This window comes from Salinisphaera orenii subsp. halophila YIM 95161, from assembly GCF_003732545.1.
GTDB lineage: Bacteria > Pseudomonadota > Gammaproteobacteria > Nevskiales > Salinisphaeraceae > Salinisphaera > Salinisphaera orenii_A.
Genome location: NZ_AYKF01000088.1, coordinates 20,206 through 39,211 on the forward strand (window position 1 = coordinate 20,206; position 19,006 = coordinate 39,211).

Consider the following 19,006-nt stretch of genomic DNA (forward strand, 5'->3'; position numbering starts at 1 on the left):
TATTGTGTGCAGCATCGCGCAACGTCAATTAAAACCATGGGGCCTGATGCGCGATGCAAGACTCGCCCCAACTCCCACAGGCGCAGCGGCGACGGCGCCTTCGAGGGCTTGGACGTCTACAGCTACTGGATCGGGCTGAGCGTGGCCGCCGCCCTGCTCGGCCAACGGCTGGTGTGGGTGTCGCAGCTTCGGCGGCTATCGGCAGCCGGGCCGTGACGAAATCGAGGCAGCAGATGCCGTGGGCCACTGCCCACCCCGCCACCGGCCCCGCAAGACATGGTCCGGCAAAGGCCTCTTGTCCACGTCGATACGGGCCAGCGCTATGGCGCGACAGTCGTTTGCGCGCCGCCGTGGTGCACGGCGGCCTCCGGAATGAGGCGAGCGCCCCGGTACGGCGCGGGGCGCCCCAGCGCGCGCCGCTGCCGGCTCGCGGCCGATGCGTTCACCAAACTCATCGTCGCTTCGGATTTTTCAGCGTTCCCATCAACACTTGCCGCCGGGGCGCGGCCGTAAGAGCGGCCGATACGGCGGCGCACGGAGGCTTCGGCGCCCGTATGGCGCAACTATTGCTAGACCCTCTGCGCCTTATTCCATCTCCTTTCTGGGGGACAATCATGGATCGATCACCTTGGTCACCGCGTGGCCGTGATTTTTCTGGCGTCGGCGGCAACGTTCGGCGGCTGACGCTCGCCGCGCTCGCGGCGCTCGCCCTGACCGCCTGCGATGACGACTCATCGGTCTCCGTCGACACTGACGACGATACGGCGAGCCCGACGTTCTCGTTGACGGAGACGACCATCCCCGAGATCCATGCGGCGCTCGAATCAGGCAGCACGAGCTGCCGCGCCCTGGTGGCGGACTATCTCGAGCGCATCGAGGTCTACGACCAGAGCACCACCGTAAACACCATGATCACGATCAACCCGGCGGCGCTCGAGCGCGCCGAGGCGATCGATGCACGGATCGCGGCCGGGGACGCGCTCGGCGAACTGTACTGCGTGCCGGTCATCGTCAAGGACCTCTACGACACCGCCGACATGCCGACCAGCGGCGGCGTGCTTGCGCTGGCCGAGTCGGTGCCGCCGGACGACGCCCACGTGGTGGCCGAACTCCGCGACGCGGACGCCATCATGCTCGGCAAGTCGAACATGGACGAATTCGCCTTTCACGCCGGCCATACCCTGAGTTCGGTCACCGGCCAGACGCGCAACGCCTATGACGTCAGCCGCACGACGGCCGGTTCCAGCGGCGGCACGGCCTCCGCCGTCGCCGCCAACTTCGGCGCGGTCGGGGTCGGCAGCGATACCGGCAATTCCATTCGCGGCCCGTCGTCGCATCTCGCGCTCGTCGGCCTGCGCAGCACCATGGGGCTGATCAGCCGCGACGGCGTCATCCCGCTGAACTTCGACCGCGACATGACGGGCGCAATGACCCGTACGGTGGGGGACACGGCGCGCATGCTCAACGTGATCGCCGGCTACGATTCGGCCGACCCCATCACCACGCTGAGCGAGGACAACATTCCGGACGACTACACCGACGCCCTGCAGGCCGACGGCCTGGAAGGGGCGCGCTTCGGCGTGTTCCGCCGGCTCATCGACGACACCGCGGACCCGGAGGTCGAAGCACTGTTCGAGCAGGCGATCGCCGACCTGCGCGCCGCCGGCGCGACAATCGTCGACCCGTTCGATGTCGACGGTTATCAGGACGCCCTGCGCGGCGCCGAAAGCTGCCGCCGCTTCCGCTACGATCTCGACAACTATCTGGCCTCGCTCGGGCCCGACGCGCCAGTGCAGTCGCTGCAGGAGATCGTAGACAGTGGCGAATTCGCCGAGGCCCACGGCGAGCAGCTGCGCGGCAATCTCGAGGTGACCGAAACGCCCGCCGAACAGGGCTGTGCGGGCGAACCCGGCAACATCCGCGACAACCCGGGCCGCCAGGCGTTTCGGGACACCATGGTCAGCGCCATGGAAGCGGCCGACCTGGACGGGCTGATCTATCCGACCTGGGACAATCCGCCGCAGCCCATCATCACCGACGACCCGGAAACCCGTGACGACCTGCCAGCCAACACCGGCGACAACAGCCAGGGCCTGGCGCCCGCCTCCGGCCAGCCGGCCATCACCGTCCCCATGGGCTTCACCGGCTCGGGACTGCCTACCGGCCTGCAGATCTTCGGCTATCCGTTCGCCGAGGCGGACCTCATCAAGTACGCCTACGCCTACGAGCAGGCGACACAACATCGCCATCCGCCCACGCTGTTCCCGGCGCTTTAGTAACAACGCAACCGGGCAGCAACCGTCGAGCCGCCATCCGCAGGGGTGGCGGCTCGATCGGCTCGGCCCGAAAAGACGGTCGAGCGTGGTATTCGGCGGGCAGAAACGCCCGCCTGGCAGGGCTCCTCCAACGCCGCCACAGCCCGCGGCGGTATCGCCGATACCATGGGCCGCGCCATCGCGGCGCGATTCACCGCGCAACCCGAGACCGATAGCCACGCGGCAACCGTGCCCACCTCGTGAAAAGATCCGGGAGACGCCATCCGGACGCGCACCAACGTGCCCGCGACACCGCCCCGGCGGACCACCCGTTTCGGCCGCCTCAGCCGGCCGCCGACCGCACCGCGCCGAAGTCCTTCGCCAGCTGGGTGCGCACCAGCGCGGCGACCAGGCGGGGGAACTCGCGCGGCTCGACCAGGCCGGCGAGATGCTCGACCTCGGTGGGCAGCCCCAGTTTCTCGGCGGCCTTGAGTGCGGCCTTGTCGGCGAAGGGATGGAACTCCGGCCATGCGGCCTGGACCTCGCGCAGGAAGATGCCGGCACCGGTCTCGCCGATGCCGTGGAACTGCTTCAGGGCCTTGCGCGCGGCGCGCAGGTCGCCGTCCGCCTCGTCGCGCAGCCGTCGCAGGTCGCCGCGGTATTCGGACAGCAGCCGGTCGTTGAGCCGCTCCAGCTGGGTGGCGGTCTTTTCATCCACGCGGGCATAGCCGGCGCGGTTGAACACCGCCGCGCGCTCGGCCCAGCTGCTGCGGCGCAGCTTGTCGGGCGTGGTCCAGTCGGCCGTGCCCAAGGCCTGCGCGCCGCGCATGGCCAGATCGGCCTGTACCGGCGCGCTCGTCAGCAGCGACAGACACAGCAGTCGGAACAACGGCGAGGGCGTGTTGCGCTGCAGCCGGACGCCGAGCTCCGCGGCGAAGGTGCGGCCGTGCCGCCGTAGCGCGGCCTGCGCGATATCCTGTTGCCGGGCCATGCGGGCTCCACGGTTGATGTTCTGCCCGCATTGTCGGGGCCGCATCCGCCACGGGCCCATCCGTAGGATTCCGGGTACGCGGGGGCCTTTTCACCACCTGCGATAGCCGGACGCCCGCGCCATGGAAGCGCCCCGCGCCGCGCGGTTTGCGGCGCCACACGCTGCCGGCCGGCTCCGCCGCATCGCTCAGCATGCGGCATATGGCAGGCCTCGAGCGGGCTCAGCGATATCCCCAAATGCGGCGGATATCGAAGCTCCGCGCCGACAACGCGAGGCGGCGGACGACGCAGCCCGCAGTGCGTCAGCGTTCGGGCCCGGACCGGGCGGGTGCGACCGCCCACGGCGGGTCGCTGCGCAGCAGCGCCGCGAGATCCTCGGCCGGCACGGGGGCGGAGAACAGATAGCCCTGGGCCTGATCGCAGCCGCGGGCGGCCAGTTCGGCGAGCTGGGCCTCGGTCTCCACGCCTTCGGCCACGACATCCAGATTCAGGCTGTGGGCCATGCGGATGGTGGCGTCCACGATCGCGGCGGTACTCGCGTCCACGGCGATATCGCGCACGAACGAGCGATCGATCTTGATGACATCGAGGGGGAAACGCCGCAGGTAACTCAGGCTCGAATAGCCCGTGCCGAAGTCGTCCAGCGCCAGGCGCACGCCCAGTGCCTTGAGCGCGGCCAGCGTACGCACCGCGCCCTCGGCATCATCCATGAGCATGCTTTCGGTCAGCTCGAGCGTGAGGCGCTGCGGCGCGACATCGGCGGCGTGGAGCATCGTCTCGACCCGGCGAACGAAGTCCGGCCGCAGGAATTCGCGCGCCGAGATGTTGACGCTGATCTGGGCCAGCCTCGGCTCCCCGGCCAGCCAGCCGCGGGTCGTCGCCAGCGCGGTCTCCAGCGCCCAGGCGCCCATGGGCACGATGCGCCCGGTCTGCTCGGCGATCGGGATGAAACGGTCGGGCGGCACCACGCCGTGGCCCGGCCGGCGCCAGCGCATGAGGGCCTCGGCGCCGACGATCCGGCCCGAGGCCAGATCCACCTGCGGCTGATAGCACAGAAAGAGCTCGTCGCGCTCGATCGCGTGGTGCAGCGCGGATTCCAGTGCCAGCCGCTCGGGGTCGCGATCGTCCGGACCCCGCCGGTACACCTCAGCCATGTTGCCGCCGCGCGCCTTGGCGCCGTGCAGCGCCGCGGAGGCCTTCTTCAGCAGCAGGCCATCGTCGGTATTGCCAGCGGCAGTATGGCGCGCACAGCCGATGCTGCAGGTCAGATGAATCTCCTGGCCTTCGACCGTGATCGCCCGCCCCAGGACCTCGGCCACCGCCGTGGCCGCGGCCGCCGCATCCACGTCGCCGTCGAGCAGTACGGCGAACTCGTCACCACCCACGCGAGCGACCCGGCCCCGGTCGCCGGCCCAGTCCATCAGACGATGCGTGGCCTCGCACAGCACCGTATCGCCCGCGCCGTGGCCCAGCGACAGGTTGATCAGGTTGAAGCGGTCCAGGTCGATCAGCAGCACGATGACGACTTGATCGGCCCCGGCTTGCTCCATCGCCTCCGCCAGGCGCGCCTGCAGCAGGTGCCGATTGGGCAGACCGGTGATCTCGTCGTGCGTGGCCAGATACTCGATACGCTGCTCGGCGACCCGGCGCTCGGTCAGATCGCTGGCCGCGGGGACCAGGTATTCAACCTCGCCGCTCGCCCCGTAGAGCGGCTCCAGCGAAAAATCGAGCAGCAGCACGCGGCCGTCGCGATCCTGCATCGCGGCCTCGAAACGCGAGCGCTTGCCGTCACGGCCATCGCGGATCGCGGCGCGCAGCTGGCGCCGCGACACCTCGGAGAACCGCCACCAGGGCGTGGTCTCGAACGGCTGGCCCAGCACGTCCTCGGGCCGCGCATCGATGGCATCGAGCGCCGCCCGGTTGACGTCGATCAACACCCCGTCGACATCCAGCAGCCCGGCGAACACCGACCGCGGCAGCCGGTCGATCACGGCCCGCAGCTGCGGCAGATCGAGCGGCTTCGACTCCTCGGCCCGCGCCGACCCGCCCTGTCCTCCGGCTCCGCTCATGACGCCTCCCGCGTATCGTCCGGGGCCCTCAGGCCCCCAGCGGCATCGGCCCGCCGCCGGTCGCGGCGCTGCCCCCAAAGCCTTCGAAACACCTTGAAGTGCCGGCCGTGCGAGCGCAACAAGCCAGCGCCATATTCAAATTATCGGCGCTTATCGGGAATTCATGAGTTACAGACGAGCGGCGACGCAGGCGGCAGGCTATGCGGATTGCCGAGTCCCTCAGAGTGCTTCAACTCTGGCCAGAACCACGCTTCAAACGGCTCACTGGGACGATTACAGATTAAGCAAACTCTAGCTGGTTTGACCTCGAAATCGGCGCCACATAAAAGAATGCACTGCGCAAGACCCGACCCCATCACCGCGAGCTGGCGCGGCGGTTAATCGTTAGCGCCGAGAAAGCCGCTTTCGGCGCGATTGCGGCCCAGATTCTTGGCCCGATACAGCGCCTTGTCAGCCGCGTCGATCGGTTCTCGTGTCGACGGCGCGCGCCGCTTGCCGCGGCTTTCGAACTGACTGTACCCGATGCTCATGGTAACGACTTCGAGTGCATCGGGGCGATAGCGGTGCTCGATCGCCAGCGCCTCTACGGCAGCGCGCAGCCGCTCGACCGCTTCCTTGATATAACCGTGGTTGGCTTGCGGCAGAAGAATGATGAACTCCTCGCCGCCATAGCGGGCCACGAGATCGAAATCGCTGCGTGTGGAATCCCGCAGCGCCGCGCCAATCGCATACAGCGTTTCATCGCCTCGCAAATGACCGTAATGGTCGTTATAGAGCTTGAAATAGTCGATATCGCATAGCACGACGCCGACCAAGGTGTCCGGTTTTTCAGACCACCGCGCGAGAAACGCCTCCACGGCTCGACGATTGGGCAACTGGGTAAGCACATCGGTCGCACTCAGTTGTGCAAGTTCCAGGTTCGAATCCGTCAGGCTTTCTTCGACGGCGTCGATCTGCTGGCGAAAAAGCACCATAAACGCCGTTATCAACGCGACCGCACCAACCGTACTGAAACCGAAAACCAGCGTGAGAATAACCTCTGGCACCGCCAACGGTGGTGTGGCATGGCCGAAGTTCTGATCGCATATCCAGAACAGTAGCGCGTTGCCCCCTGCCAGCAGGGCAAGCGCTCGAGCGCGCGCACGCTCGAACAACAGCGGCAGAATGCTGATGAGGGTGAAATAGAACAGATGGACGCCCAGGTCGCGGCCGATGTACCAGGTCACCATCGCGAGCTGCGCCATCACTACGACCACAATGAAATTACGGGCGGAATCATGACGCCGGCGATAGTTCGCCCATAGCGTCCATAGGTACCCCGCCATGATCGCCAAATTGCTGGCGAAAACCGGCGCATAGTAAGACAGCGACGTCAGGCCATAGAACAGCTGATAAGGCACGGTCGTAACCGCGCCAAACAGGCCCAGCTGATTGACGAGCATGATGCGCCTGCGCAAGGCCGGTTCCGTATTTTGCGCACCCAACCTCCAGAGTTTGGCCAACCATCTCAGCATGTCGTCCGGGCCAGGCGTCCTTTAATTGATTCGTGTTTCCGGCACGGCCGTCGGCCGCAAGCTACACGTCATAGCCCCAATCCAACACGCCGGCATGCATCCTGTGACCCAACCCATGACCGTACAGCTGATCGTGTCCTATCGGCCAGCGCGCTCACAAATTGATGACAGCATCCCATGCTGGCTCAACCGAACATGCTCACCAGAGCACGCTCTTGATCGGGGCGACCTCAGTTGGTGCCGGTCGACCGATCGCCTTTATGAGATCGAGCTCGATCAACCTGCCCCGGCTGAAGAACCAGCGTGACACAAGAAAAAATCTTTCGTCATATCCGTGGGCGGCGTACTTAATTCCGGATTCCACGAAGCAATTAGCCCAAGGCCCTTAGCCCGTGCCACGAATTCCGTACACTGTCACCGGATTCCACAACATCTCCAACCCCATGAGCATGTTGAACGAAAACTACGGCCCGCTGCCCTTCGTTGCCAGCAACGAGCTCAGCGTGTTCTCGATCCTCGATACCGGCACAGGCACGGTGAAAAGCTATGTCTTCGATCCGTCGGATCTCGACGGTGAAGTCGCGCTGTTCGACGAGTTCTCACTGGCGAACTAGCAAGGCCCCATTTTAGTCATTGGCTCGCAGCGACCTCTCGCGAGCAAGCAAAAAACAAAACAGGACGAACGGTTGGCGGCGCGGCTCGAGCATCGCGCTTGCCGCGCCGCCTGCGCCTACGCTCAGATATCCGGGCGGCGTTGGTGCCAATCCGTTGCCGCCTCGTAGGCCGCCCCCAGACGCAACACCGTGGATTCGTCGAAGGGACGACCGATCGCCTGGAAACCGATCGGCAAGCCGTTTTCGGTGAAACCGCAGGGCACGCTCATGGCCGGCAGGCCGGTGACGTTACCGGGCAGCGAGAAGCGCGTGTAGGCGGAGATGAGCGGCTCTTCGCTGCCGTCCGGCCAGGTGATGGATTCGGTGCCGGCGGTGACGGCGGTCGCAGCGACGGAGGGCGCGACGATGACGTCTACCTTGTCGTAGAGCTTGCGGAATTCCTGCTGTAGCAGATTGCGTACGCGCTGGGCACGGATATAGGTGGTGGCGGGCACGAACTCGCCGGCTTCGAGCATGACGCGCACGTCGTCGTTATAGAGATGGGCGCTGTCGCGCAGCATCTGACGGTGGTAGTCGCTGGCTTCCGGCAACAGGATCGCGAACTCGACGGCGACGATCTGTTCCGGCATGGGCAGCGCGACGTCCACCAGTTCGGCGCCGAGTGATTCCAGCTGTTCGTAGGCCTTGCGGACGGCGGCTTCCACTTCTGCGTCCAGCTGGTCGAAGAAGTAGTTGGTGGGCACGCCGACGCGCAGGCCCTTGATGCCGTCGCGCAGGCCGGCCGAGTAATCCGGTACCGGTTCGTCCACCGAGCCGGGATCGCGCGGGTCGTAACCGGCGAGTACCTGCAGGCAGGTGGCGGCGTCCTCGACGGTGCGCGTGAGCGGCCCGGCGTGGTCCAGCCCCCAGGACAGCGAGGTGATGCCCGCGCGGCTGACGCGCCCGAAGGTGGGCTTGAGGCCGACCGTGCCGCACAGGCCGGCGGGGATACGGATCGAGCCGCCGGTGTCCGAGCCCATCGCCATGAAGGCGCCGGCCGAGGCGACGGTAGCGCCGGAGCCGCCGCTGGAACCGCCGGGCGTGCGCTCGGTATCCCAGGGATTGCGCGTGGTGGGCGTGACGATGCCGTAGGCGAATTCGTGGGTATGGGTCTTGCCGAGAACGATGGCGCCGGCGGCCTTGAGCCGTTCGGCGGCGGCGCTGTCGGCATTCGGCGTCCAGTTTTCGCGCACGCGGGACGAGGCGGTGGTGGGCACGTCGGCCAGGTCGTAGAGATCCTTCAGCGCAACGGGCACGCCGTGCAGCGGGCCTTTCCATTGGCCGGCAGCGATTTCCTTTTCGGCTTGTTTAGCCGCGGCGCGGGCCTCGTCGGCCAGCACACGTACATAGGCGTTGAGTTTTGGTTCCGTGGCGTCGATACGGGCGAGGCAGGCGTCGACCGCGTCGACGGGCGAGATGTCGCCCGCCTTGATCTTCTGCCCGAGTTTGGTCGCCGACAGGGAGAGTATGTCGTTCATTTCTTTTCTCCCCAGCGGGCGTCGAAGGAATGCAGCGGCGCGGTTTCGTCGACTTCCACGTCGTAGAGCACGTCGAACTGCTGCAACAGACCGTCGAGCGCGGGCATTAGAACAGCGCGGCGCTCGGGCGAGAGATCGAGCCCCACGGACTCGCTGAGGGTGGTCAATCGGGCGTCGTCCAGAGGCGGTCGCGACATGCTTTTCTCCATCCGATGATTGTTGTTATGGCCATCGAACCTACTACGCGCGCCGGGGGCGGTAAACCGCGCCCGCAATCGTTTCGCCAGTGATACAAAACCGCGCGCCTGAAGTAAGCTGCTCGCACAAGAAAAACATGCTGGGGAGCTGGCTTTGAAACACGTCATCACCGTCTCGATGGGGCCGTCCGCGCAGGACTATTCGTTTAAAACCAAATTCCTGGGGAACGACTTCACCGTTACACGCCAGGGCGCGGACGGCGACGAGGATCGGGCCTGGGATCTGCTGCGCCGTGCGCAGGCCGACGCCGATGCGGTGGGCCTGGGGATGATTCGCGACCACTACGACGTGGGCACGCGGCGTTTCGTGCACAAGGACACGGACAAGCTGCTGAAGGTGGTGACACGGGTGCCGGCGACCACAGGCGCGGATCTGCGCCGCATGCTGCAGGTGCGCGCGGTGCGCCATGTGCAGAAGACCCTGGGCAACTATTTCAACAACGCGCTGGTGCTGTTCCTGTCGGGCACGGTGAACTACGACATCGCGGTGGAGATGTCGCAGTACACGCCCAACCTGAGTTTTGCCGACGCGGTGTTGAAGACGGGCACGCCGGCCCTGTTGACGTCGTTGTCGCAGCTGGAGCTGTTCGCGACCGGCAGCACTATGGCCAACGGCATCTGGGCGGCCCGCAAGCTGGGCGCGGCGTTGCCCAAGCTGCCGAAGGTCAAGCAGCGCTTTCTGGCCAGGGAGATGGCCAAATCGCATGTGATCGTTGGCGCGATCGAGGATATCCGCGCCTTCGCCGGCGACGGCAATCTCAAGCGCAAGACGCTGCTCAGCTCGGCCATCGACGAAGAAAGCCTGGCCTGGCTGAAGGAACAGGAAGTCAATCTCGCGATCGATATCTGCCCGCAGCCGTTCAAGGAAGTGGTCGGCATCAATGTGATCGAGGCGATGATTCTCGCCGCGACCGGGCTCGAACCGCAGGACCTTTCGGACGACGACCTGGCCGAGATCATCGACGAGCTCAAGCTCACCCCGCAGCTGCTGCACCCGACCGGGCAGTTTCGCAACGTGCGTCGCTTTGCCTTCATCATCCATCCGCTCAGCCAGGAAGCCATCCGGATGGGTTTTCCGCTGCTGCCGAAATCCACGCCCAAGCGCGTGATGGACCAGATCGAGAAGGCCGCCGCCATGGTGCCGCCCATGGTGTACTGCAAGATGACCAACATCGTCTCGCCGACCGGCTCCGAAGCGGAGGGCTGGCTGATTTCGGTGGGCGGCACGCCGAAGGAAATGCTCGCCCGCAGCCCGGAATTTACCTATCGCCGGCTGCTCGCCGCGGCGGACAAGGCACAGAAGATGGGCGCGCAGATCATCGGCCTCGGCGCGTTCACGAAAGTGGTCGGCGACGCGGGCGTGACCGTGGCCCGACGCGCGAACCTGCCGGTGACCACCGGCAACAGCTATTCGGCGTCCGGCGCGCTCTGGGCCGCGGCGGACGCGATGCGCCGCATGGGCCTGGTGGAAGCGCCGAAAGACGGCCGCGTACAGGCCAAGACCATGGTGATCGGCGCCACCGGCTCGATCGGATCGGTGAGCGCGCGCCTGCTGGCGATGGCGTTCGACGAGGTGTATCTCGCCGGCCGCGACCAGAAGAAACTCGAGGCGCTGAAGGCCTCCATCCTCAAGGAAACGCCGGACGCCAAGGTGGTCGCGGCGGCCGACTACGAGGGGCATCTGGCCGAGATGGACATGATCGTCACCTCGACCTCGGGTGCGGGCAAGAAGGTGTTGGACATTACAAAGGTGAAGCCCGGCTGCGTGATCACCGACGTGGCCCGCCCGCTCGACCTGCCGCCCGAGGAATGCGCCAAGCGCCCGGACGTGCTGGTGATCGAATCCGGCGAAATCGACCTGCCCTCCAGGGTGCAGGGCCTGCGTGACATCACCCTGCCGGAAAACATCGTCTACGCCTGTCTGGCGGAGACCATCGTGCTGGCGCTGGAAGGTCGATTCGAGGTGTTCACGGTCGGGCGCGATACCGAGTGGCGCAAGGTCAAGGAGATTTACAAACTCGGCCTCAAGCACGGCATGAAGCTGGCCTCGATCTCCGGCGTGAACGGCGTCTACACCGACGAGGACATCGCCAAGGTGGTCGAACTCGCACGCGAACGACGCAAGACCTGGCAGACCGGCTAGGCGCCGACACGCCGCTGGCCTCACCGCTCGGGCAAGGCCGCCGCTGCTCGGTGCGGGCTAGTGCCAGAGCTTGTCGCGCGAGGCTTCGGCTTTCTTTGGAGACTAAACGTGTCTGACGCTTTTTACTTCGCCAATACTTGGGAGCCTAAACTTCATCGGTCGCGCCCGATGCACGACACAAAACCCAGTGCCGCACTACCTGGCCCTTCCGTTACTCCGCGTCGTAGTCTCTAGGGAAAGACTTTCCGCGCTCGCGTTGATATTGGAAATTCGGTATGACCCAGCCGTCACCATTCCGATAAATGACAAAGATCCAGCTCAGCGGCAAATTCTCCGTTTTCTTCAGATAAACGAATCGGATCAACGAGTCGCCAACCACTTTCTTGCCCAGATACTCGTCGCCAATCTGTTCTCCGACCACAGTCTTGGCTTTTTGGCGAAAATCAATTGAAAAGTAAATCGTGTCTGACCCCTTTTACCCCGCTGGGCTATCGAACGCCGCTGGCAGTGAAAGGATCGCATCAAGCTGTGGCTTGATTTACTTGTCCGTGGGAGTCGGGCTAGCTCAGATAGACCCCGCTATTCCACTTATTCCTTCCATCCTCGTCGACCAACCATCATTGGCAGTTACTTCGCGCGAGAGACTGCGCCTTACCGAGGCATGCCAGTTGTCATGCGCAGTGACAATAATTTCTATTGCAGATATTTGATCAACATCCTGTATTTTTGGATCCACGTGTCATCCGGTGGAGTAGCGTATGTCAAATCCGTTTTGCTTTTGCAATATTCTGCCACCAGCCCTTCGATATCCGGATTCCGACTTATCCCTGCCATAGGGTCTCCTTGTATAGCTATTAACAATCTATCGTAATCATCTATATTCGAATCGGAATAAGGGTAATATTTCTCGGCTTCTCGAATCAGTGCCTGGGCATCATTTTCCATCAATAACTTTCGGCAAGATCCTGCGGTTTTCACACCGTTCTTTAGGTCGAGATATTTTTTATTCGCCTCGTCGTACCGTTCCTCCGCGCTAGCAAGATTCTCATGATATTTTTTTATAACTGAAGGATAACGAGCACACCCGACCTTGACAGCTTGTTTCTGCGCTCTCGTAAACGATGACAGCTCTTCGGCACTTATCCTAGTGAGAGTCATGCAGGAAAGCTTGATCGGTGCTACGGGATGAGCTAAGTATGCTGAAGCGATTTCGTCATTGCTAGTGAGAAGCGCTCGCAGCATTCCGCTATATTTGAGAGCCTGCCCACCTTCTATAAAGAGTAGCGCCGTTTCTGTATCCTTATTTTGTAGCGCTTCGTAGTAGCTATCGGCACTCCATTCGACACCGCGGTTAGCCAATTCCTTACGAGGGTTTTCGCTAGTTTCCTTTTTCAGCTTGGCAACTTTCCGGTCTATATTACTGAGCGTCTTGTTCATTAGGCCCAGATCCTGCTGAAAGTCTCTGGCAACAGGCGCCTTCGCTGCAATAATTCCGTAGCGTTCAAACGTTTGGGTGTGATGCTGAACCAAATACAGCACGCTCGATAGCACAAAAAGCAAGCCGAAAAGAACACTTGCAGTCTTTATCGATTCGGACCACAGCCTAGTTACGAGACTCGCGCCCGCCAACAATATCAACGCGATAGCCGAAATACCCGCCAGATATGCAGAGAACGGTGCGATTGGCTGGCAGATATCCGAGACCGTGCTTGCTGCCGCCGCGATTCCAAAAATTTTCGTTAGTCTAAAATAAAAATTTTTTTTGCTCGATTCTAACCCCATATATTTGCCTATAAATTTAAAAAATCGTATATCTATAAATCTTTCCCGCCATTACAGTTTTTTATCTCGAGCCCGGTTTGGCGATCGAGCAACGAGAAAAGGATCATGAGAAATGGCGAGAAACATTTAGCTCATTTACTTATCGGTCGCTTGTGCGCGGTGTGATCCTTTGCGATGAGCACCGCGCGCAGGACATTCGGATTACACTCAGACAGCGGCTGAGCTCGAACTGCCAAATGCCATGGTTGTGCCTGCGCGGCTGCGTAGAACCGACTCTGTGAATTTTGCTGTCTACTTACCGCTATAGCATTAGTTGTGATCTCACAGCGCTTGCTCGGCCGCCCTATCATTCGTCCTTCAATAGACGCATTTGCCGGCACCTCGATCAGGGCCTCCAGTCGGTTTTCTTCCTGGTTCACCGTCCAGTCTTCAGGGGTGATTAAACGCACGTAGCTATTACCGCCCACCCCGGCATCGCCGGCTTCGATTTGGCGCTTGAGCAGCGCGGGGTTCATTGCGAGCGCAACCGTGGCGCTGAGCAACAACGTGAGCGCAGCAGAGTATCTGGCAAGCGTAGCGGTGTGTGTCGGCACCAGCGCTATCCCCCGTTATGAAAACAGGCCACGCGCGGCGACCTGTCTAACCCCTTGCCTGGACTATGCCAGCTAGGCCCGGGCATCGGAAGCGCTGGCTTCGCGGTCGGCGCGGACCTTGAACGCTGCGCCTGCCATGACGAGCGCGGCGCCGATGATTACGAGCCAACCCCAGGACAGGCTCATGAACTGGACTGGCGAGAGGTTGGCCGGGTCGTCGTTTGTCTTCGCGCCGACGTAGATCACCAGCAGAAAACAGACGAACAGCAGATTCAGCAGGCTGGCGAGCACGGCGACAATGGGCCTTTGCCAGTAGAAGCCGGCGGCCGCCGGCGCGGTGATCGCGAGCACGATGTAGGCCTGGACCTCGTTGCTGGACATCAGGCTAAGCGATGTCTGGGGTGTCGAGAGAATGGGCATGAAGACAGCGAAGGCCATGGCGGCGCAGGCGGCCAGACCGGTGATTTGTAGTTTTGTCATGACAGGATCCTTGATTGTTTGGATGGCAACGCGAGCGATCAGGAATCAGCCGGCCAGCTCGCGAGGAGCGTGTCGTCGCTCACACGCTGGCGATCGCCGACGGCATAGGCCTTGGCAGAGGTGATGCGGCCCTTGAGTTCCTTGACCGTGTTGTTGCCATAGCCCACTTGCGTGGTGCCGGCCGACAGCACCTTGATGGTGTAGACGATGACCACGCTGCGATCGATTCGGCCGGAACGGCTGGTGCGGCTTTCGATCATGGTCTGGGCGTCTTCCCGCGCGACGGGCAGGCCGTCGATATCCACGGCGTCGGCGATGGTCAGCGCATAGCCGGCCTGCGAGGTCCAGCTGTTCGGGTTGTAGAGCCGGCGGCCGAGCGAAATGGGGTAGTAGGCGCCCTCTTCGATCGGGTCGAACGCGAACTGCTGTTTGTCGAAATCGTATTCACCGAACGAGGCGCCGGTGCGGATACGGAATACGATTTCCTCGGGCCAGGCATCGACCGCGGCCTCGACTTTGGCGGCCGCATCTTCGAGCACGCCTTGCAGCGAGAATTCGTTATTGCGGTTCTGGGTATAGCGATTCCAGAAGAACGCCTTGGCCAGTTCGGTCTTGTTCGCCGCGTAGTCGTAGTCCGACTGCTGCTTGAGCCAAGTGAGATAGAACATGGGTTCTTCGAAGGCGTAGGTGCCGTCGTCGTTGGGCGTTGGGCTGGGCACGGCGGCGGTGAGCGGTGCGCTGCACAGACACAGCAGGGCAGCGGCCATGAGATGGCGGTAGGTCATGGAAGACTCCTGAATAGAGGATCACGCGGCGCGGATTGCGACGCGGTTTGATGGGGTTCGCGGCTGCGTTTACTTGCGCTCGAGCATGAATTCAGTCGGTTGATTGGCGAATTCCTGCTGGACGCGTGCTGTGCCCGTGGCTTCCCACTTGAGTTGGTCTGACGGCTCGATGTAAGTGAACTTCATACCGCTGCCGTTCGTCTTGTTCCAGGCGACCAGGGCGCCGTTTTCGATGTGGAGGAACAGATCGTTACTTGGGTCGCCATCATTGTTGAAGTCGACCCGGAAATTGTCATTGTTGCGCTCGATGGTCACGACACTGGTGTCGTTCGGATCAACGCTCTGCCATGTGTCGACGTACACGGCGCCAGGCTCGCTGCTGCAGGCCGTGACCGCGACCAGGAGCACGGCCGAGACGCCGGCAAGCACGGGGTGAAAAAGACTGGATGGGTTCATGGTTCTGACCTCGTTGGTATGGGTGACGCCGCCCGACCGGCGAACCGGTGGAGCGGCGAGGTCAGATTGCACAAACAGCCGGGATTCAAGCTGTCGGCTGCCTTGCGCGTAGCTTTCGGTTAGCTTTCGTTATTCAGGAACAATAAGTTACGAGCGCTAACGCGCGCGGTTCGTGGCCCGAAAATCAGCCGACGACCCGCATAAAAAGGCGCTCACGCGCCGGATTGCTCATCGAGTTGCTCGCTTATCGCCTGTATTTGAGCCCGCTGCGAATCGGTCAGGACGCCGTTGTCCCAGGCGATCCGCAGCGCTTTCGCGTACGGCGCAGCGTCGGCGGCCCGATCCAGCGCGATCAGGCAGCGCGTTGCCTCGATCGCGATCGCGCTATCCACGGTGCTGTATTGCTGAGTGAGCGTCGGTAAGTTAAGCGTGCCTTCGAGCCGTGGGGCCTCGGTGTCGCAGTGGCCCCCTTCGCGCGCGGCGCGTGCGCGCGGAGCAATAAGGGCGCGGCTCCACCAGGTGCTGTAGTGGTACGGGAGTTCGCGGGTGATCGCCAGCGCGTCCTGAAACGTTGTGTAGGCCTCGTCCCAGCGTTCGAGTGCGATCAGCGCATGACCACGGCCGGCCAGCGCACCGGCGACCGCGGTGCTGCTGCCGGCGAAGACCGGCGTCATCTGTTCGAGCAGATCATCGAAGACCGCAAGCCGATCCTCTGCGGGCAGCGTTTCGGCGGCGTGGGTGAGATAGCGCAGTCTCGCCGTCAAGCGCGTGGGTGCCGGATACTTCAGTTCGGCGGTCTCCAGCTCGTCGAGAATCGATTGCGCAGTGTCGCGATTACCGGCGGCGGCTTCGACAGCGACTAATCCGGCCTTGTAGTCCGGCGTGTCCGGCGCAGCCGTCAGCGCTGCTTCGATCCGTTGCCGCGCTCGGTCGTAATCGCCTTCTGCATAGGCCCGGAGCCCGTCGGCATAAGCCACGCCGGCCCGACTCGTCGGTTCCGAATAAGACTGGTTGCCGGACACGACGCGGCTGAGCCAGTCGGCGGTAATGTTGGGCGTGCCGAACAGGTGATAACGCAGCGTGCTGAGCGCGCCGACGGGCGCTGCGGGTTCGCCAGCCGGCGCGTCATCGCCTACGGGCGGATTTATGGGCGCGGGGCCTGACGTGTTCGCCTGCGATTTCGCCCATGGCCGCGGCGCCTCGCGACTGTCGAACACGTGCATCAACCCTAGCCCGGCGCCGGCGATTGCAATCACCCCAATGATGGCAGCCGCGGTATAGCCGATCGTTCGTCCGCTCTGATCTTTTTCGGTCAGAGTGGACGATGACGCAACCAGATGCTCGTCATCGTCCAGACGTCTCACTCGTTTTAGCTGGTAAGTGCTATGTCCTTTTTCGCCGGATTCGAGGCATTCGCTATCTGCGCCCAGCGCTTTGCGAGCCTTCCTGATCGCGCCGTAAAGAGTATCGGGCGCGACGGCGCCGTTCGACCAAATCGCATGCGCCAGTTCTTCGTGCTTCGCCCAATGATCATCGCGGCTGAGTAGATAAGCCAGAACCTGCGCCGCACGGGGCGGACATTTATCGCTTGAATCTTTCGCCATAAGCGTGCGCCGCCGCGCGTCAAAAATGGCGTGGTCGCCGATTTGCCATCGGCCTTCCAGTTTCCGCCAGTCGACCGTGCAGGCTTTTGCTGTTTTGGTTTTGTCCATGTCGTCCCCCGAGTTAACCGCCGGCCTGCCCGAAGTCTTCGCCCATCGACGGCCGCGTCTATTTTTCCGCGCATAGTTCTAGCGTATTTCGCTGGTTTTGCCACGGCTCCCCGGGCGGATCCTGATGTTTTCGTTCTCGAAACCGTCGCGTTTGCGCGAACCGCCGAGACTGGTTACAACGGCTCGGCCCACCACAGCGCCCTCGTTCGTTTAACCGGATTGAACCCTGATGCGTATCCGCGTGCTTTCCGATTTACATCTGGAATTCTTTGATGATCCGGCTGCGGCCGGCATCCGTGACGATGTCGACTGCGACGTGGTGGTGTTGGCGGGTGATATCGCGCAGGGGCTGGACGGCCTGGAATGGGCGGCGGATACCTTTATGTCGCGCCAGATGATCTACGTGATGGGCAACCACGAGTATTACGACCACGATCTGCAATATCTCCTGGGTCAGGCCCGAAAGGACGCGCCGCGGCTGGGTATTCATCTGCTGGAAAACGATGAAGTCCGCCTGTGGGGCGTACGGTTTCTGGGTTGCACGCTGTGGTCCGGCTTCGACAGCCCGCGGCATTCCTGGCGGGAGGTGACCGATCATGCGCATATCGCGTTGGCCGATTTCAGCCATATCGGCAACGGCGACAAGGCGTTCACGCCGCTGGCGATGACCATGGAACACGACGCCAGCCGCGTGTGGCTTGAAACCATGCTCGATCCCGCGCTCCCATCCGTGGTGGTCACGCATTTCTCGCCGGCGCGCGTGGGTTTGAACCCGCGCTTTGATGGCGGCGACGTGCTCACGCCCTATTTCCACAACCATCTATCGGATCTCCTGGGTGCTGCGGTACCGCTTTGGATTCATGGCCATCATCACCACTCGTTCGACGAAACCGTATCCGGCCGTGACGGGCAGACTCGGATCGTGAGCAACCAGCGCGGATATGCCGACGAGACGACCGGTTTTTGCGCCGATTTCGTGGTGGAAATCGGATGACTGAACCGAACATTATCGTCTTGGGCGATACGCACGGCGACCATGCCCACGTGATTGATCTGGCGCGCACGCATCGCCCGGATGCCATGATCCATGTCGGCGATTTTGATCTGGACGTGCCATTTGCAGATGCTTTCGCGGCAGTGCTCGAGATCTGCCCGCTGTATTTCGTGGCCGGCAATCACGACTTCGACAACGCGGATTATTACGATCACCTGTTTCAGAACACCGCCGAATTGAATCTGCACGGGCGAGTGATCGATGTACACGGGCTGAAGGTTGCCGGGCTCGGCGGCAATTTCCAGTCACGAATCTGGTATCCGCCGGATATTGAGCCCCGCGTAAAGAACCGGCGCGAATTCCTTCGGATATGCGGCAAGGGAAACTGGTGGCGCGGCGGGCTGCCGCTCAAGCGCCGGGGTGCGATCTGGCCCGACGAAGTCGATAATCTGGCAACGAAACGTGCCGATCTACTGATTACCCACGAAGCGCCGGGCTGTCATCGCTACGGCTTCGAGGCGCTGACGGAACTCGCACACGGCCTGGGTGCGCAAGCGCTGTATCACGGCCACGTTCACGTACAGTACGATCACGACACGGATGATTGCGGTTTGACGGTCCACGGCATCGCGCTCGGCGCGGCGGTGGATCTCGACGGCACGATTCTGCACTGGGGGCCGCGGTCTCAACGGCCATATTGAGCGGCTCGCGAAAGTCAGTATTGGAGACTCAGGCCATCCCCCTCAAGCCGGTCGATTCCGACGAGTAACAGGGTCGAGTCTTTCATCGCGTGCAAATTCCCGGAACTGCCCCTCACTTTCGCGCTGTAACCGCGAAACGTCAGG

General features: G+C 62.8%; 16 protein-coding genes. 5 read left to right on the forward strand and 11 right to left on the reverse strand.

The window, feature by feature from the left end:
* The first annotated feature begins 614 nt into the window (after positions 1-614).
* Positions 615-2,276, forward strand: a complete 1,662-nt coding sequence (locus SAHL_RS10300; RefSeq protein ID WP_123591332.1) for an amidase — start codon at positions 615-617, stop codon at positions 2,274-2,276.
* A gap of 322 nt (positions 2,277-2,598) precedes the next feature.
* Here the strand turns inward: SAHL_RS10300 and SAHL_RS10305 are convergent, their stop codons facing one another.
* The 3 genes from SAHL_RS10305 to SAHL_RS10315 form a co-directional block, all read right to left on the reverse strand.
* A complete protein-coding gene (locus SAHL_RS10305) occupies positions 2,599-3,246 on the reverse strand; it encodes a hypothetical protein (RefSeq protein WP_123591333.1) in 648 nt (215 codons plus the stop codon).
* Positions 3,247-3,547: 301 nt separating this feature from the next.
* Positions 3,548-5,314, reverse strand: coding sequence for a putative bifunctional diguanylate cyclase/phosphodiesterase (locus SAHL_RS10310; protein ID WP_123591334.1), 1,767 nt, complete (start codon positions 5,312-5,314; stop codon positions 3,548-3,550).
* 377 nt (positions 5,315-5,691) lie between these two features.
* Positions 5,692-6,816 (reverse strand): GGDEF domain-containing protein, encoded by a 1,125-nt coding sequence (locus tag SAHL_RS10315; protein ID WP_184947616.1) that lies wholly within the window; start codon positions 6,814-6,816, stop codon positions 5,692-5,694.
* A gap of 455 nt (positions 6,817-7,271) precedes the next feature.
* On the opposite strand from SAHL_RS10315, the gene SAHL_RS10320 reads away from it, so the two are divergent.
* Positions 7,272-7,442: a hypothetical protein gene (locus SAHL_RS10320; RefSeq protein WP_221177922.1), complete on the forward strand. Its 171-nt coding sequence runs from the start codon at positions 7,272-7,274 to the stop codon at positions 7,440-7,442.
* 122 nt (positions 7,443-7,564) lie between these two features.
* Here the strand turns inward: SAHL_RS10320 and SAHL_RS10325 are convergent, their stop codons facing one another.
* Both SAHL_RS10325 and SAHL_RS10330 read right to left on the reverse strand, forming a co-directional pair.
* Positions 7,565-8,959: an amidase gene (locus SAHL_RS10325; protein WP_123591336.1), complete on the reverse strand. Its 1,395-nt coding sequence runs from the start codon at positions 8,957-8,959 to the stop codon at positions 7,565-7,567.
* Positions 8,956-9,156 carry a hypothetical protein gene (locus SAHL_RS10330; RefSeq protein WP_148045539.1) on the reverse strand — a complete coding sequence of 67 codons (201 nt, stop codon included), beginning with the start codon at positions 9,154-9,156 and terminating at the stop codon, positions 8,956-8,958. Before SAHL_RS10330 ends, SAHL_RS10325 begins: the two co-directional genes overlap by 4 nt.
* A gap of 154 nt (positions 9,157-9,310) precedes the next feature.
* On the opposite strand from SAHL_RS10330, the gene SAHL_RS10335 reads away from it, so the two are divergent.
* Positions 9,311-11,359 carry a saccharopine dehydrogenase NADP-binding domain-containing protein gene (locus SAHL_RS10335; RefSeq protein WP_123591338.1) on the forward strand — a complete coding sequence of 683 codons (2,049 nt, stop codon included), beginning with the start codon at positions 9,311-9,313 and terminating at the stop codon, positions 11,357-11,359.
* Positions 11,360-12,052: 693 nt separating this feature from the next.
* Here SAHL_RS10335 and SAHL_RS17530 read toward each other — a convergent pair.
* The 6 genes from SAHL_RS17530 to SAHL_RS10360 all read right to left on the reverse strand — a co-directional run bounded on the left by SAHL_RS17530 (position 12,053) and on the right by SAHL_RS10360 (position 17,167).
* Complete coding sequence (locus SAHL_RS17530; RefSeq protein ID WP_148045540.1) at positions 12,053-13,141, reverse strand: hypothetical protein; 1,089 nt, start codon at positions 13,139-13,141, stop codon at positions 12,053-12,055.
* A gap of 131 nt (positions 13,142-13,272) precedes the next feature.
* Positions 13,273-13,734 carry a hypothetical protein gene (locus SAHL_RS17535; protein ID WP_148045541.1) on the reverse strand — a complete coding sequence of 154 codons (462 nt, stop codon included), beginning with the start codon at positions 13,732-13,734 and terminating at the stop codon, positions 13,273-13,275.
* A gap of 72 nt (positions 13,735-13,806) precedes the next feature.
* Positions 13,807-14,214 carry a hypothetical protein gene (locus SAHL_RS10345; protein ID WP_123591340.1) on the reverse strand — a complete coding sequence of 136 codons (408 nt, stop codon included), beginning with the start codon at positions 14,212-14,214 and terminating at the stop codon, positions 13,807-13,809.
* A gap of 38 nt (positions 14,215-14,252) precedes the next feature.
* A complete protein-coding gene (locus tag SAHL_RS10350) occupies positions 14,253-14,999 on the reverse strand; it encodes a DUF4852 domain-containing protein (protein WP_123591341.1) in 747 nt (248 codons plus the stop codon).
* A 69-nt stretch (positions 15,000-15,068) separates the two neighbouring features.
* On the reverse strand, positions 15,069-15,455 hold the full coding sequence (locus SAHL_RS10355) for a hypothetical protein (protein ID WP_148045542.1): 387 nt from the start codon (positions 15,453-15,455) through the stop codon (positions 15,069-15,071).
* Positions 15,456-15,667: 212 nt separating this feature from the next.
* The gene (locus SAHL_RS10360; RefSeq protein ID WP_123591343.1) at positions 15,668-17,167 is read right to left on the reverse strand and encodes a winged helix-turn-helix domain-containing protein; all 1,500 of its coding nucleotides are present in this window, start codon (positions 17,165-17,167) and stop codon (positions 15,668-15,670) included.
* A gap of 229 nt (positions 17,168-17,396) precedes the next feature.
* On the opposite strand from SAHL_RS10360, the gene SAHL_RS10365 reads away from it, so the two are divergent.
* Together SAHL_RS10365 and SAHL_RS10370 are read left to right on the forward strand one after the other, a co-directional pair.
* Positions 17,397-18,161: a metallophosphoesterase gene (locus SAHL_RS10365; RefSeq protein ID WP_123591344.1), complete on the forward strand. Its 765-nt coding sequence runs from the start codon at positions 17,397-17,399 to the stop codon at positions 18,159-18,161.
* On the forward strand, positions 18,158-18,862 hold the full coding sequence (locus SAHL_RS10370; RefSeq protein ID WP_123591345.1) for a metallophosphoesterase family protein: 705 nt from the start codon (positions 18,158-18,160) through the stop codon (positions 18,860-18,862). Before SAHL_RS10365 ends, SAHL_RS10370 begins: the two co-directional genes overlap by 4 nt.
* Positions 18,863-19,006 lie beyond the last annotated feature (144 nt).